Origin of the sequence: Nonlabens sp. SCSIO 43208, assembly GCF_050703575.1 — a bacterium.
GTDB lineage: Bacteria > Bacteroidota > Bacteroidia > Flavobacteriales > Flavobacteriaceae > Nonlabens > Nonlabens tegetincola.
Window position 1 is genome coordinate 2052968 of record NZ_CP065365.1, and the last position, 14740, is coordinate 2067707.

14 protein-coding genes are annotated in these 14740 nt (G+C 34.3%); 7 read left to right on the top strand and 7 right to left on the bottom strand.

Features of this window, described 5'->3' with window-relative positions:
* Positions 1-170: 170 nt before the first annotated feature.
* Positions 171-1244 (top strand): 3-dehydroquinate synthase, encoded by a 1074-nt coding sequence (gene aroB, locus I5168_RS09400; protein WP_431471585.1) that lies wholly within the window; start codon positions 171-173, stop codon positions 1242-1244.
* A 107-nt stretch (positions 1245-1351) separates the two neighbouring features.
* Positions 1352-1642 carry a hypothetical protein gene (locus I5168_RS09405; protein WP_042279188.1) on the top strand — a complete coding sequence of 97 codons (291 nt, stop codon included), beginning with the start codon at positions 1352-1354 and terminating at the stop codon, positions 1640-1642.
* A gap of 3 nt (positions 1643-1645) precedes the next feature.
* Here the strand turns inward: I5168_RS09405 and I5168_RS09410 are convergent, their stop codons facing one another.
* A complete protein-coding gene (locus I5168_RS09410; protein ID WP_431471586.1) occupies positions 1646-1969 on the bottom strand; it encodes a YbaB/EbfC family nucleoid-associated protein in 324 nt (107 codons plus the stop codon).
* A 138-nt stretch (positions 1970-2107) separates the two neighbouring features.
* Here I5168_RS09410 and I5168_RS09415 point away from each other — a divergent pair, with 138 nt between their 5' ends.
* The 5 genes from I5168_RS09415 to I5168_RS09435 all read left to right on the top strand — a co-directional run bounded on the left by I5168_RS09415 (position 2108) and on the right by I5168_RS09435 (position 8340).
* On the top strand, positions 2108-4153 hold the full coding sequence (locus I5168_RS09415; RefSeq protein WP_431471587.1) for a S9 family peptidase: 2046 nt from the start codon (positions 2108-2110) through the stop codon (positions 4151-4153).
* Positions 4154-4214: 61 nt separating this feature from the next.
* Positions 4215-5255 carry a PLP-dependent cysteine synthase family protein gene (locus I5168_RS09420; RefSeq protein ID WP_167342084.1) on the top strand — a complete coding sequence of 347 codons (1041 nt, stop codon included), beginning with the start codon at positions 4215-4217 and terminating at the stop codon, positions 5253-5255.
* 198 nt (positions 5256-5453) lie between these two features.
* On the top strand, positions 5454-6710 hold the full coding sequence (locus I5168_RS09425; protein WP_060522405.1) for an aminotransferase class I/II-fold pyridoxal phosphate-dependent enzyme: 1257 nt from the start codon (positions 5454-5456) through the stop codon (positions 6708-6710).
* A 111-nt stretch (positions 6711-6821) separates the two neighbouring features.
* Positions 6822-7526, top strand: a complete 705-nt coding sequence (locus tag I5168_RS09430; RefSeq protein WP_431471588.1) for a hypothetical protein — start codon at positions 6822-6824, stop codon at positions 7524-7526.
* Positions 7510-8340 (top strand): hypothetical protein, encoded by an 831-nt coding sequence (locus I5168_RS09435; RefSeq protein ID WP_431471589.1) that lies wholly within the window; start codon positions 7510-7512, stop codon positions 8338-8340. Before I5168_RS09430 ends, I5168_RS09435 begins: the two co-directional genes overlap by 17 nt.
* A 556-nt stretch (positions 8341-8896) precedes the next feature.
* On the opposite strand, the gene I5168_RS09440 is transcribed toward I5168_RS09435, so the two are convergent.
* The 6 genes from I5168_RS09440 to I5168_RS09465 form a co-directional block, all read right to left on the bottom strand.
* Entirely contained in the window at positions 8897-9268 is a 372-nt protein-coding gene (locus I5168_RS09440) for a hypothetical protein (protein ID WP_431471590.1), read from the bottom strand.
* Between the two features lie 258 nt (positions 9269-9526).
* Positions 9527-10105 (bottom strand): hypothetical protein, encoded by a 579-nt coding sequence (locus tag I5168_RS09445; protein ID WP_431471591.1) that lies wholly within the window; start codon positions 10103-10105, stop codon positions 9527-9529.
* A 254-nt stretch (positions 10106-10359) separates the two neighbouring features.
* Positions 10360-11184, bottom strand: coding sequence for a hypothetical protein (locus I5168_RS09450; RefSeq protein ID WP_431471592.1), 825 nt, complete (start codon positions 11182-11184; stop codon positions 10360-10362).
* 198 nt (positions 11185-11382) lie between these two features.
* Positions 11383-11871, bottom strand: a complete 489-nt coding sequence (locus I5168_RS09455; RefSeq protein ID WP_431471593.1) for a hypothetical protein — start codon at positions 11869-11871, stop codon at positions 11383-11385.
* Positions 11872-11994: 123 nt separating this feature from the next.
* Complete coding sequence (locus tag I5168_RS09460) at positions 11995-13710, bottom strand: DMP19 family protein (RefSeq protein ID WP_431471594.1); 1716 nt, start codon at positions 13708-13710, stop codon at positions 11995-11997.
* A gap of 211 nt (positions 13711-13921) precedes the next feature.
* Complete coding sequence (locus I5168_RS09465) at positions 13922-14647, bottom strand: hypothetical protein (RefSeq protein WP_431471595.1); 726 nt, start codon at positions 14645-14647, stop codon at positions 13922-13924.
* Positions 14648-14740: the final 93 nt, after the last annotated feature.

Consider the following 14740-nt stretch of genomic DNA (forward strand, 5'->3'; position numbering starts at 1 on the left):
TAATTTTGTCGTAAAAATCGACTTTTTCACACAGTCGGACTTACTTTTGGCAATGTTAAGAAAATTACCGGTTTTGAACGATTTTTTAGCGGTAAGCTTTCGCGACCGAAGCCTATAAATAGGCGAGGGAAGCACAGTTTTAATCAAAGTAAAAATATTTGACTCTACATATGGAATCAATTGAAAATCACCTATTCAACATCTATTTTCAAGAAGAAAGCTATACTAAGCTTAATGAGTACCTACAAACTAAGCAACCTAGCTCTATTTTCATTATGGTCGATGAAAACACGATGGATCATTGTTATCCAGTTTTTATGCCAGAATTGAAAACTGAAAGTAGAATTGAAGTAATCGCAATTGATCCTGGTGAAGAACATAAGTCAATTGAAACTTGTAGTGGAGTATGGAGCGCGATGGTCGAATTAGGAATAGACCGAAACAGTCTTGTAATCAATCTAGGTGGTGGCGTAATTACAGACCTAGGTGGATTTGTAGCTAGCACAATTAAAAGAGGTGTTGATTTTATACACGTTCCTACCAGTTTGTTAGGTATGGTCGATGCAGCAATAGGCGGAAAAAACGGTGTAGACTTAGGACCACTTAAAAATCAAATAGGAGTTATTGTTCCACCTATAATGACTTTAATTGACACAAGGTTTTTACGTACTCTAGATGAGCAGCAATTAGTCAATGGAAGCATCGAAATGTTTAAACACGGTCTAATTGCTGATAAGGCATATTGGAACGACATGATTAATGCCGGTAAAAACTATTATAATGACGTATTTGATCTTTTAATTTTTCAAAGCGCCGTAATTAAAAACGACGTTGTAGTTAACGACCCTACTGAAAAAGGGGCTCGTAAAGCTCTTAACTATGGGCATACAGCAGGTCATGCTATCGAATCTTTTTGCCTAACTCAACCAGATCAACCTGATGTTTTGCATGGCGAGGCTGTGGCTGCAGGAATACTTGTAGAGTCCTTTTTAAGTACTAGATATACTGGTTTATCTCAATTAGAATACGATTCTATTAAAAACTGGTACAAAGGACTTGGCTTTACTTTTTCATTTACTGACCGTGATATACAAGATATGATTCAATTGATGGCTCATGATAAAAAGAATGTCAATGGAGAAATACGATTTGTTCTTTTGTCTAGTATAGGCGATTTTGTCACAGATCAAAAGGTGGAAAATGAGGATATTGTTGTAGCTTTCAATGAATTGGCTACAGTTTAAACGTTATTCACTTTCTGAAAAGCTCTTTTTTAAGTTAAAAATGTCTAGAAGAAGTTGAGGTGTAATTAGTTTTTTCTAATTTTAGAACACCTCAAAATTCTAGTCTTATGAAAAATGTTATTGTAGACTACAAAAAGCTCACTCCAGAAATGGTAGCGTTACTCGTAGAAAAGTATCCTGCTGGTTACGGCGATGAAGACATCATAACCTTCAAAAACCATAAAAATGAAACCATTGAAGCGGTTGAAGTATTAACTGAGGATACAAAATACTTGGTTAAAATCTCCAAACGCCTCAGTGCTCAAATGGATGCTTTTGACCTTGACGATTACGATGAAAAAAGTATGGATGACCCAGATGCTCTACCTGAAATGGATGCGCAAGGAAAAAAGGTTTGATCGTTACTTAAACATATCCATACCTGGAATGTTAGGCATTCCATCTTTTGCAGCTGCAGCTACTTCTTGGTCATAAATACCTTCAGCTTTGCTTAATGCCTTATTAAGAGTTAAAATTAAATAGTCTTCTAACTGTTCTTGGTCCTCTAGCAATTCTGGATTGATAGAGATGTTTTTAATTTTTCTACTAGCTGTAACCGTAACATTTAATAGATTGTCGCTGGACTTCTCATCTATTAATACACTGTCCATACGTTGTTTAGTAGCTTCTACTTTTTCTTGGGCTTCTTTGATTTTTCCCATCATTCCCATCATATCTCCAAACATAGATCTAAATTTTATTTGCAAAAATAGACATTTATAACCTTACAGTCATGATTTGAAATGCTTATTGAATAGTGAGTTAACGATGACAATTGCTTGGTAATATCTGCGTATCTTGCGCCGGTTAAAAAAAGAGCATACATGAAGTTACCTGTGGCAAAAAAAATACCGCACGTTCACGAAAAACACGGACATCAAAGAATCGACCACTACAACTGGATGAGAGAAAGAGACGCACCAGAGGTTCTTTCGTATCTGGAACAAGAGAATGATTATTACGATGCCATGACAGCTCATACCGATGATCTTAAAGAATCTCTTTTTCAAGAAATAAAAGGTAGACTTAAAGAAGATGATGAATCGGTTCCTTATCTATTTAACGGATATTGGTATTATACCAAAATGGAAGTAGGTGAGAGCTACCCATATTATTACAGGCGTAATGACGCCACTCAAAAAGAAGAGCTTCTATTTAATGTAAATGAAATGGCTCAAGGTTACGACTTTTACAAGTTTACCGGGATGAATATCTCGCCTGATAATAAATTAGCCGCTTTTGGAATTGATACAAAGGGTAGAAGAGAATATACTCTTATGGTAAAAAACCTTGAAACAGGTGAGTTACTGGATGTAGCTGTTCCTCTAACCACCGGTGGTTCCACTTGGGCAGCAGACAACAATACTCTCTTTTTTACAAGAAAAGATCCAGAAACTCTAAGAGCAAATCGCATTTTTAAATATAAATTGACCAACCCTGATAATGATGGTGAATTGGTTTTTGAAGAAGAAGATGAGATTTACAACTGCTTTGTGTATAAAACACTGTCGCAGGAGTTTATAATGATTAAATCCTCTTCTACCTTGTCTGATGAGGTACGTTTTATAAAATCTAATCAACCAGACGCTGATTTTCAATTATTTCAAGAAAGAGAAAAGGAATTAGAATACAGTGTAGCACATTACAAGGATCATTTTTTCATCATGACTAATAAAGATGGAGCTACCAATTTTAAAATAATGCAAACGCCCTTGCACCTTACCGAAAAGGAAAATTGGGAAGACTTAATAGCACATGATAACGATGTTCTTCTAGAGGATTTTAATCTATTTGAAAAGTTCCTTGTAGTTTCAGATCGCTTTAATGGACTTAATAGGATTAGGATTAAGGCATGGGATGGCACGTCCGATTACTTTCTGCCTTTCGATAATGAAACGTATACGGCATATACTGGTGCCAATCTACAGTTTGATACAACAAAATTACGCTATGTCTACAACTCATTAACAACTCCAGCAAGCGTTATAGAGTTTGATATGGAAACCAGAGAGAAAAAGGTACTTAAAACACAACCTGTAGAGGACGCAGATTTTGATCCTAGTAATTACACGTCACAGCGAGTTTGGGCTACTGCACCTGACGGCACCAAAGTACCAATAAGCTTGGTTTACAAGACTAGTATGAAAAAGGAAACCGGTAATCCGCTACTTCTATATGGTTATGGTAGTTATGGAGCAACTATAGATCCTTACTTTTCAATAGCTAGACTCAGCTTACTTAATAGAGGCTTTATATACGCTATCGCCCACATACGCGGTGGTGAGTATTTGGGAAGAACTTGGTATGAAGACGGTAAAATGTTTAAAAAGCGCAACACGTTTACAGATTTTATTGCATGTAGTGAACATCTCATTAAAGAAGGCTATACTTCCAATGAACAATTGTATGCTAGCGGTGGTAGTGCTGGTGGACTACTTATGGGAGCGGTTATAAACATGGCACCACAACTATACAACGGTATATTAAGTGCTGTACCATTTGTCGATGTCGTTAGTACCATGCTTGATGACACTATTCCATTAACAACAGGTGAATATGACGAATGGGGTAATCCCAACCATAAAGACAGTTATGAATACATGCTCAGTTACAGTCCTTACGATCAAATAAAGGAGCAGGATTATCCTAATATTCTCGTTACAACGGGTTATCACGACTCACAAGTTCAATACTGGGAACCAGCAAAATGGGTAGCCCGCTTACGCGAAAGCAAAACAAACGACAAACTTCTCTTGTTCAAAACCGACATGAAAAGCGGTCACAGCGGTGCATCTGGTAGGTATGATGCACTCAAAGAAGTAGCGCTTGAGTATGCTTTTCTTCTTGATTTAGAAGGAATTACAGACTGATAATTTTTGTGTAACTTTGCCACGTTTGTGCCAAAAAATGGACACACAGTAAACCCTATATATGAACCAAGATATACAAGCCTACGATAATGTGTTGCAACTCATAGGAGAAACACCACTTATTAAGCTTTCAGAAAAAGTAGCCCCATATTCAGGTAATTTTTATGCAAAAGTAGAGGCTTTCAATCCAGGACACTCTTCAAAAGATAGAATTGCTTTACATATCATAGAAGAAGCAGAGCGAAAAGGAATCTTAAAACCAGGCGATACAATTATAGAAACTACAAGTGGTAACACGGGTTTCAGTATTGCTATGGTAAGTCGTATAAAAGGGTATGACTGTATTCTGGCTGTAAGTTCAAAATCAAGTGCCGATAAGATTGACATGCTTAAATCTATGGGTGCCAAAGTTTATGTATGTCCAGCACATGTAAGTGCCGATGATGAACGCAGTTATTATCAAGTAGCAAAGCGTTTACACGAGGAAATTAAAGACAGCATCTACATTAATCAATACTTCAATGAACTTAATATAGACGCTCACTACAACAGCACAGGTCCTGAAATTTGGAAACAAACAGCAGGTAAAATCACACACCTTGTAGCTTGTAGTGGTACAGGAGGAACTATATCAGGAACAGCTCGATTTTTAAAAGAACAAAATCCAGATGTTCAAATTTTGGGAGTTGATGCCTATGGTAGTGTTCTTAAAAAGTACCACGAGACTCAAGAGTTTGATAAAAACGAGATTTACCCATACCGAATAGAAGGACTCGGTAAAAACTTAATCCCTACAGCAACAGATTTTGATGCTATAGACAGCTTTACCAAAGTAAAAGATGAAGACGCTGCTCACATGGCTCGTTTTATATCGCAGCATGAAGGATTATTTGTAGGTTATACTAGTGGTGCAGCCATGCAAGCTACAAAGCAATTAGCTGCTCAAGGAGTTTTTGATAAAGATGCAGTTGTAGTAGTTATTTTTCCAGATCATGGATCTCGTTATATGAGTAAAATATACAACGATAAGTGGATGGAAGAGCAAGGGTTCTTTGATTCGGTATCAACAGCTACTCAGCAACACATTGAGTACGTTAAATAAGTAGTTACCTTACCTTAAATTACTTGTATTTTCTTAGAGTATCAAATATGATTTTTTGATACCTACATTTCTATTCTTAAAAGTTACTGGATATCCGACTGTTATCAACAATTATTGATAATTTAACGTCGCTGTAAGAGCGCAATATCCGTTAAGTTTTGCAGTATATCGTATATTTGCCGATTAGAAATCGGTTTTATGAAGGATTTATTTGAGAAAATTTACAAGGATAAAGGACCACTAGGAAAATGGGCAAGTGTAGCCGAAGGTTACTTTGTGTTTCCTAAATTAGAAGGACCTATTGCAAATCGCATGCAGTTTAATGGTAGAGAAGTTATTACATGGAGTGTAAACGACTACCTAGGTCTTGCCAATCATCCTGATGTAAGAAAAGTAGATGCAGAAGCTGCCGCAGAATACGGTAGTGCCTATCCTATGGGTGCTCGTATGATGAGTGGTCATACTGATTTACATGAACAACTTCAAAACGAGCTAGCAGAATTTGTTAATAAAGAAGCTGCATATTTATTGAACTTTGGGTATCAAGGTATGGTTTCTACAGTTGATGCGCTTGTTTCTAAAGATGACGTAATCGTTTATGATGTAGATGCTCATGCATGTATTATCGATGGTGTGAGATTGCACCACGGTAAACGTTTTACTTATAAGCACAATGACATTGAATCTATTGAAAAGAATTTACAACGAGCTACCAAAATCGCTGAACAAACTGGCGGTGGTATACTCGTAATTTCAGAAGGTGTTTTTGGAATGCGTGGTGAGCAAGGTAAATTGAAAGAAATTGTTGCACTTAAAGAAAAATACAACTTCAGACTCTTTGTAGATGATGCTCATGGATTTGGAACTCTTGGTGCCACAGGTGCTGGAGCTGGTGAAGAACAAGGAGTACAAGATCAGATCGATGTTTACTTTGCGACCTTTGCAAAATCAATGGCTAGTACTGGTGCTTTTATAGCGGCAGATCAAGAAATTATTGATTACTTAAAATACAATTTAAGATCGCAAATGTTTGCCAAATCTCTGCAAATGCAATTAGTTAAAGGAGCATTGAAGCGATTAGATATGCTGCGTTCTATGCCTGAACTTAAAAACAAGCTTTGGGAAAATGTAAATGCTCTTCAAGGTGGTCTTAAAGAAAGAGGTTTTGATATAGGAACTACACAATCTTGTGTAACACCTGTATACCTTAAAGGAAGTATACCAGAAGCAATGGCTCTCGTTAAAGATCTTAGAGAAAACTTTGGTATTTTCTGTTCAATTGTAGTTTATCCAGTTATTCCTAAAGGATTAATCCTATTAAGATTGATTCCTACAGCTTCACATACTATGGATGATATCAATGAGACATTAGACGCATTCTCTGCTATTCGTGACCGTTTAGAAGGTGGTGTTTATAAAAGATTAAGCGCAAGCGTTGCAAAAGCAATGGCTTAATTCTTACATTTTATATATAAAAAACCCGATGTTGTAACATCGGGTTTTTTGTTTTACTCGCCTATCACGCAACCTTTTTGATTATTTTACATCTCAAGTAAAACCGACTGTATGAAAAATCTTTTCCTTTGTAGTTTTTTAATGGTGATAGTAGCGTGTACACCTCGTTTAGAAAACGATACGCGATTATATTTAGAAGCTACTATTATGGAACCTGATGGTTCCAGAGCAACCGATGTAGAAGTGGTACTGTCCAATTATCGTATCATAAACAGGTTGTTTTCTAGGGACAACGCAAAGTTTTCTGAGCCAGATCGTGATTTCATTTTAGGAAGAGCTTTTACAGATGATGAGGGAAAAATTCAAATGACAGCCTTGTCAGCAACTAATTCTCTTTTTTATCTAACCGTATATAGAGATGACCAACCTTTACAAGATTATCGCATTAATAAAAAATCATTTACAAATTTAGAATTACTTATTCCAGAAGTTCCTATTAAGGAAGAACTCGATGTGATTTTAGTTTTTCAAAGTTCTACAGGAGTGAATAACGATCTTGACATACAAATTGTAGCAGAATCGATGGACTGTCCGTTACTTTATGAAAATGGAACGTTTCAATTACCCAATTCTATAGAGAACTTTGAGTGTAATCCTCAATTTATTGGAGTTCCAGCTTCTGAGAATCCGCAACAAGCTCCTGTAACCACACTAGCTCCATCACAAATGGAAGTAAGCATTTTTAATGGTACCAGTACCACAACAAGCACTATTCAAATTGATGCAAATACACAAACCTATGTTATCAATTACTAGAAGTTTTTTTATCACTTGTTTGTTAGTTCTAGGAGTTTTTAATCAATCCACAGCTCAGGAACAAGATAATGATCCTGTATTAAATGATTCCACCAGCGAGGAATCAGGTCGCAGAATATTTGCTTTTGACTGGTACTTACAACAGCCCATTCCTACAGGTGATTCCTTTGTTGGGTCCAATTTTACAGGTAGGCTGGGATTTGGAACAGGATTACAGTTTTATCCGTATAAAAACGTGTATCTAGGCGGAGCCTTGAACTTTGATTACTTCAAAAATGATAATCCTTTAGGCACAGGAACTTATGACAGGTCGCATCGTTTTAATGCCTATTTTTTTGCCGGTTATGAGTTTGTTCTTCACAACAAGTTTAGAGTTGGAGTAGATGTAGGTTATGGTTACACCCAATTTAGAAATCGACAATCTCCCGAACAAGGTAATGGAGTTTTTAGAGACTCAGGCTCCTTACTCAAATTTCGTTCGGCGCTAGAGTATCATTTTGCAGACTCGTTTTCCATGGTACTTTCACCTAGTTTTGAACAAGGTTTTTATGATATAAAAGCTTCACCTAATCTCATTGAAAATTTTGAAACTGCTAGCTTTTTCACTTTATCGCTAGGAGTGAGGTATCATGTTGACAATTTATCCAATGCTCAAAAAAGCCGCCAAATTATAACCGAGGATCAGGAGCTTAAAGATTTATTAAGTCGGGACCATGATGACTTATCTATTAGTGAAAAACGTCGTAAATATTTTTTACTAAAAAAACAGAAACGAATTAATAGAAGAAATGCTAGACGATCCAATTTGCCCTAAATGAATAAGAGCTCTTAAATTAGATTTACAGTCGTTATGCGATTGGTACGTGTTGATCACGCTTTCGCGAAAGCGTAAACAGAAAAACACCCAATTATTATACAGTGCATCAAGAGACCATTTTAACAAGCCAAAAAGATCTGAAAACCTAGTCATCATGCCACAACCGTCAGTCTCAAAAAAAGGTGCCGAAAATTAGCTTTTATGTTGATGTGTAATGAACTGCCATAACAAGCATATTCAATAGTGAAATCAGGATGATATTGTGAATGGATTTTCAAAATTTCCATCCATTAAAAAAGCGCTAGAATGAGTTGCTTTTTTTACCTTCTTCTTTGTGGCACTTAGTTTTTTCCGCTTTTTTAAAAGTTGATTGATAATCTCTTCATATTCTGATGAGTTGAATTCAGATTTTGTGAATAAATTATAGAATTCTTATCACAGTCATTTTATCAAAAGTTGAATCAGATAGGTATAAGCTCTTTACTCTTTTAGCCTCTGTACAAATTTCTAGTATACGGTTTCGGATATGTTTGATGATGTCGGTATTTAATATTTATTTGGTTTCATACCATTCTTTATAATCTAAGTGTTTGTCATATTCTTCATCATTCATACTGAACAAAATTTTTGAATATTCTCTTGATTTTGAAATTGCCTTTTCGTTAAGGAAATTAGAAACCATAAAATGTATGAATGGATGTTTAATATCGTCTATTTTCAACGTTGAGTACCTTTTCCTTGATTTAGGATACTGTTTCCAAAATCGTTCGTAATCACTATAAATTTGATCCGTTACTATCAATATTATTTCATTAAGCAAATCAGTCGGAACTTGACTGTTTGAAATGCCAATGAAGTACTCTTTAATTTTTGAGTAAAATTCCTTTTTAGGTTCAATTCTATTTTCAGTATTCCAGAATTTCATTTCTAAATTTACGGCAACACGACCAGCTTATGGCGAGATCACTCAGTTCTAAAGTGTACGGTAGTAGTTGGTTTGGTTAGTGTTTTGTTTTCTCAAAGATACTTAAACGAATAAAAATTTAGTAAGAGTGAGGATTGAGAAAATGAGTTTTTTTATAGTGAAACCAGGATTATGTTATGATCCAAATTAGGCTAGAAATTAATCGAAAAAACGTTTGGTTTTTTAGCTTAGTTCATTGTTGGTAGTAGTTTTTTATCCTTAATTGTTCCAATAATCACCATTTTTAATTTTTTCAGAAGCTGTTTTGATGAATTGATTATATTTTCCAATTGGTTCAAATTCCAACAACTCTGGATTTTCAGCCAACCATTTTTCGATAATTCCTGAAGTCCAAATTTCAGGCAACTTTTCATTATCTAGATAATTTGACATAAAAGCAAATTCATTTACCATAGTCAGTTTATCAAAATCATATTCCGTTTTATCTGCTGGGAAATGTTCAATGATATATGACTGATGACAACATTGTAAATGTTCTGCATAAAGTTTGGTGAAAATTAGAGTCAAATATTTTTCATGAGCACTTTTGTCGATAGTTCTCAATTCTCTAAATCCTTTAATGATGTTTTCGGGAATTGAGTCCAAAGCAGATGTGCCTTTTGGTGTGAAATTCAGAGCAAATTCAGAAACATATTTCTCATAATTTCGAGTTTCCGATTCCGATTGAGTTTTCAATTCAGATTCAGAGTGGATTCTGTTTTCAGTTTTTTCTTGTTTCTGATTACAGTTAAACAGCAAAAATAAAATCGGTAGAAAAAGGACTTTGTTTAAATTCACAATGTTTCTCTTAAATTCACCACAACACGCACAGGTTATGGCGAGTTCACACAGCATTTTTGGCCTTTTAAAGTGTCCGGTAGTCGTTGGTTTGGTTAGTGTTTTGTTTTCTCAAAGATACCCAAATCATAAATAATACGGTAGGAGAGAGGACTGAGAAAACAAGCTCTATTTAGTGAAATTAGGAATACCTAATGATTCGAATTTCAAAAATTCAATGAATAAAAAAACCTAAGATGCGCTATTATAAAAGGTTACATTTTATATTCAATTTTTCTTTCCCAAACATAACTTAATTCTCCATTGGAAAATCGCTTTTTAGTAATCCAGTTGTCTTGATTGTCATAAACATAAATAAAAGAAGTTTGATGTTTTTTAATTCCTTCTTTATCGTACCAGTTTTGAACCAATAAATTATTCATGTTGTCATACTCAGACACAAATTTAGTATAGTCGCCATTTGCTCTTTCTAATTCGGATTCTATTTCATTTCCATTATGGTCGTATTTATAAGTTCTAGTGTCTTTTACAGTTCCATCGGAATTATAATTAACTTGCTTTATTACTTCATTAACTGAATTATAAATTAATTCAGTTTTATATACTTTGTCAGAATTAGGATTTTTGCTTATTCTTTTAGTTACATTTCCGTCGGCGTCATATTCGTTTAATTGAATATATACTAATTCGTCCTTAGAATTATAGCTGTTAAATTCTATGACATTTCCCGTTGAATCTATCACCGTTGTATAATATTTTTTTAAGTTACCTTTTGAATCAAAGGTTAGACCTTTTACAGGTTTACCATTTTCATTTTTTTGAATTTTTGATATTTCATAAATAGTTCCTTTTCCGTCATATTGACCATACTCGATTATTTTTTCGTCGTCACCATAGATGTCATATCTTTCAAGAAAATCATTTGTAAAGGCAGAATCTCGAGGCATCTCAGCAGTTCTTTTTGTGCTATACGAGGCTTGAATAGTTTTCTTAATTTGCAAGCGCTTCTCTTCATTTTGAGCATGTATAATTGAACTTGAGTAAACTAATAATAAAATCAATAACAGTTTTTTTTTCATTTTCATTTTTTATGTTGGTTATGGAACATTTATACGTCGAGCGCACGCAGAATCCTTCGCTCTCTATAATGTACGGTAGTCGTTGGTTTGGTTAGTGTTTGGTTTTTTCAAAGATACCAAAACCACAGAAAATTCCTCAGGAATTTTCGGATGAGCAGGAACTGAGTGATTTTGTATAGCCAGTGTTAGCAACAGCTTTTATTTTGTCAATTTAGTTATTCGATTGTACTCTTTCCATTTTGAGTCTTTATTAAACCCACATCCAAATTCAACTAGTTTATTCGGGTTTTCATACATTTCAGCTATTTTTTGTGATGCAAATTCGGCATTATCAATATAGATATCCATTATGAATCCAAAGTCCGTTGCAACTCTCGCAACAGGATGAGTAATACATCCTTTTTTCAATTCGTTTATAAAGTAGTCTTCAATAGTTCCAAAGTCCAATTCTTCTGATTCAGCTTGATTATCAGAAATCTCGATATTGAATTGCAAATTAAACGGACAGCATTTTTTGTATTTGTAATCTACATAAGCCAAGTCAACCCATCCAGTTGCAGGTTTTCCAGAGTCGGTTTGAACCATAACTATCGATATTGAATTTTGCGGATACAAGTCAGAAGAATCCTTCATCGAATTACAATCAATTTTTTCTCTGTCTCTTTTAAATATGTCAAATATTCCCATATTCTTATTTTGTTCAGACGGTTGCTTAATGTCCGTAGGTATCGTCCAGCAATGGTTCATATAAATTTACGTGTTTTTGAGAAACGATTAAAACATGAAATTTATACTTAAACCTTTTGTGATTTATTCAGTTAGTTTTAATCTATATCGAACGTAATGTATACTTTTAATTGGTTTTCCATCTTTCAAGGCTGGTTCAAACTTCAATTTTGACATACTTCCTTTTACTTCTTCATCTAACCACATATTATCTGCAATTGCAAAAGTTATTTTATCTACACTACCTTTTTCATTTACAAATACATAATAACCGTATGATATAATTTTGTCGTCTCCATATTCATCAAATATTGACACTTCTACTTTAAAGTACTTTGCCAATTCAAGATGATTTATTGGTTTTGGCTCATTATCTGGTAGTTGATAATCTTCATTTTCCTCATAGCATCCTTTACATAAATAGGAAACAATATTCGTTTTGACTCTTGGGTTCTTAAATTTAGAGAACTTTTCTTCTGAAATTAATTCTCCATTTTCATAGATAGTGCGTTTTTCAATTTTTCCATTATCGTAAAAAGTCTCCATAATGCCGTGACGATTTCCGTTTTGATAATTAACAAGTCTCTGAAGAGTATCGTTTTTGAGTTCTTTCCAAACACCGTGAGCTACATAATTTTTGTATTCACGATAATAGAATTCAGGTACATCATCTTCAAAAAATGGTTTAGCATAAAACTCACTATAGCCAGTTCCATTTATTAAAGTATGTTCTCCTTTTTCATTCCAATGGTTTTTAAGTCTATAATCTCCATTTATAAATTCGGCATCAACTTTTTGGTTTCCATTTTCATAATATTCTAACCATTTTCCTTCACGTTCATAACCTGATTTGTATGTTCCTGTTTCTGCGAGTTGCCCATTTTCAAACCATTCTTTGTATTCGCCAATTCTTTCATTTTTATCTATTAGTTTTGATTCGAGTTTTTTTGGATTTCCATTTTCATAGAACCATTCGTGTATGAAAATATTTTTTAATGGTTCTTTAGTTACTTTATATTTTAATTTTCCATTTTCATAAAATTCTTTCAGCTCTCCCGTATGTTCACCATTTAGATAATGTATTATTTCTTTAGGTCTACCGTTTTCATAAAAGGATTTGAATTTTCCATTTATTACACCTTTTTCAAGCTGAAACTCTTCTTTGATTTTTTTGTTATCATACAAGGTCGTGCAAAGTCCAGTAAAGTTGATATCAAATTCTTTCCCATCTTCATCTAGGCAAAATTCGTTGGGGTTGTTACGAATGTAAGCTTCAATTAAAGACATCGTCTTTTCATTCATTTCATAGTAGTCGTCATCAAGTAAAGACATCTCATCGAGTCTGTCGTAGAGGCCGCTTTCGAACAAATCACTTTCTTGAGCATTGTCCATTAACTTTTTATTCTTTTGATAGATTTTATCTGCCTTTTTAACCAGATTAGACATTTCTGTATCACCAATGTGTTCTAATCCTTTTATTATTGTTGGAACATATGGTCCATAACCATTATAGTAGAATTGAACAAATCCACCATTTGTTACTTGGGCATCTAAATACCACCAATAATAGAGTGCTTTTTGTCCATAAGACAATGATTTACCTCTTTCGATTTCGTGTTCTTTATCCTTTACAAATTTTGACATTGGTTCAAGAGCAAACCATCCAAAATCATAACCGCTTAATTTGTAAAATTCTCCTTTATTCAGTTTAGGTCGAAAATGTTCAGCTTTATTGAATTGCCAATAAGGGTCGTTTTCATTTTTAACTTTACAACCGAATAGACTTAATAAGGTTATCATTATTACATAAATAGTAATTATTCTTTTCATTCGAAATGTTTGTTCAATATTATAGTTAACACGCTCAGGTTATGGCGAGTTCACGCAGAAAGCGTTGTATTCTAAAGTGTACGGTAGCTGTTTGTTTGGTTAGTATTTTGTTTTCTCAAAGATATTGAATTCCTTACTAATAAAGTAGGAGTGAAGACTGAGCAATTGCGTATAGCCAGTGTTACCTACTGGCTTTTCTTGTCTCAATTTTATAGAAACTATCTCCGCAATCGCTGTTCAGAATTTGGAACTCTTCGTTTTCTTCATCAGCTAAATAATTAATGAGTTTATTTTCGTAATCAACCCAAGTTCCATTAATAGGCGTACTCCGACATGTTTCAACCAAACTAAAAATCTGTTTGCCTTTTTGAATAATCATTCCGCCAGGTTTGGTTCCAACCTTAACTGCCTCAACTTTTTTTGCAAATTTTTTGTTTGATAAAAGATATTCGGCAGGCTCTCTTTCTGAAGCCATTTTTATTAATGCAAAACTTTTCAGGGCATTAATTTCGTGACCATAAGTTGCAACAAAAAGAGTGAAGTGTTCGTATCTATAAGGTTCTGTTTTTTGCGGATAGTTTTTATTCGAGTAGGCGTCAATTTTAATTAAGCCAGTATTCTCAAATATGTCCGTATGAGTTGGACTATTTGGGTTGGTTATATCAATTTTATGAGTTCGCAGATTTTCTTTCAGAACTGAGCTCGCAAATAATTCGGCTTGTAGTGAATAATCAGCATTCGATTTTGATTGAGACTTTATGTCATCCTCTGAACTTTCGGTTTTTTGTTCTGTAATTTGTTCAGAAACAACCGTTGTTTTCGATTGGTCATTCAATTTATCTTTTTCTTGTTTTCCATTACAAGAAACAAGTAATAAAATTGTGAATATGATAATCAATCTGTTCATTCGTAATGTTTGTCTCAGCTTGCAGGTAACACGCTCAGGTTATGGCCAGTTCACTCAGTTCCATAGTGTAGGGTAGCTGTTGGTTTGGTTAGT

Bases quoted from the DNA above. Each gene is read 5' to 3' on its own strand.
- aroB (WP_431471585.1), top strand. From the start codon at position 171: ATGGAATCAATTGAAAATCACCTATTCAACATCTATTTTCAAGAAGAA.
- I5168_RS09405 (WP_042279188.1), top strand. From the start codon at position 1,352: ATGAAAAATGTTATTGTAGACTACAAAAAGCTCACTCCAGAAATGGTA.
- I5168_RS09410 (WP_431471586.1), bottom strand. From the start codon at position 1,969: ATGTTTGGAGATATGATGGGAATGATGGGAAAAATCAAAGAAGCCCAA.
- I5168_RS09415 (WP_431471587.1), top strand. From the start codon at position 2,108: ATGAAGTTACCTGTGGCAAAAAAAATACCGCACGTTCACGAAAAACAC.
- I5168_RS09420 (WP_167342084.1), top strand. From the start codon at position 4,215: ATGAACCAAGATATACAAGCCTACGATAATGTGTTGCAACTCATAGGA.
- I5168_RS09425 (WP_060522405.1), top strand. From the start codon at position 5,454: ATGAAGGATTTATTTGAGAAAATTTACAAGGATAAAGGACCACTAGGA.
- I5168_RS09430 (WP_431471588.1), top strand. From the start codon at position 6,822: ATGAAAAATCTTTTCCTTTGTAGTTTTTTAATGGTGATAGTAGCGTGT.
- I5168_RS09435 (WP_431471589.1), top strand. From the start codon at position 7,510: ATGTTATCAATTACTAGAAGTTTTTTTATCACTTGTTTGTTAGTTCTA.
- I5168_RS09440 (WP_431471590.1), bottom strand. From the start codon at position 9,268: ATGAAATTCTGGAATACTGAAAATAGAATTGAACCTAAAAAGGAATTT.
- I5168_RS09450 (WP_431471592.1), bottom strand. From the start codon at position 11,184: ATGAAAAAAAAACTGTTATTGATTTTATTATTAGTTTACTCAAGTTCA.
- I5168_RS09455 (WP_431471593.1), bottom strand. From the start codon at position 11,871: ATGGGAATATTTGACATATTTAAAAGAGACAGAGAAAAAATTGATTGT.
- I5168_RS09460 (WP_431471594.1), bottom strand. From the start codon at position 13,710: ATGATAACCTTATTAAGTCTATTCGGTTGTAAAGTTAAAAATGAAAAC.
- I5168_RS09465 (WP_431471595.1), bottom strand. From the start codon at position 14,647: ATGAACAGATTGATTATCATATTCACAATTTTATTACTTGTTTCTTGT.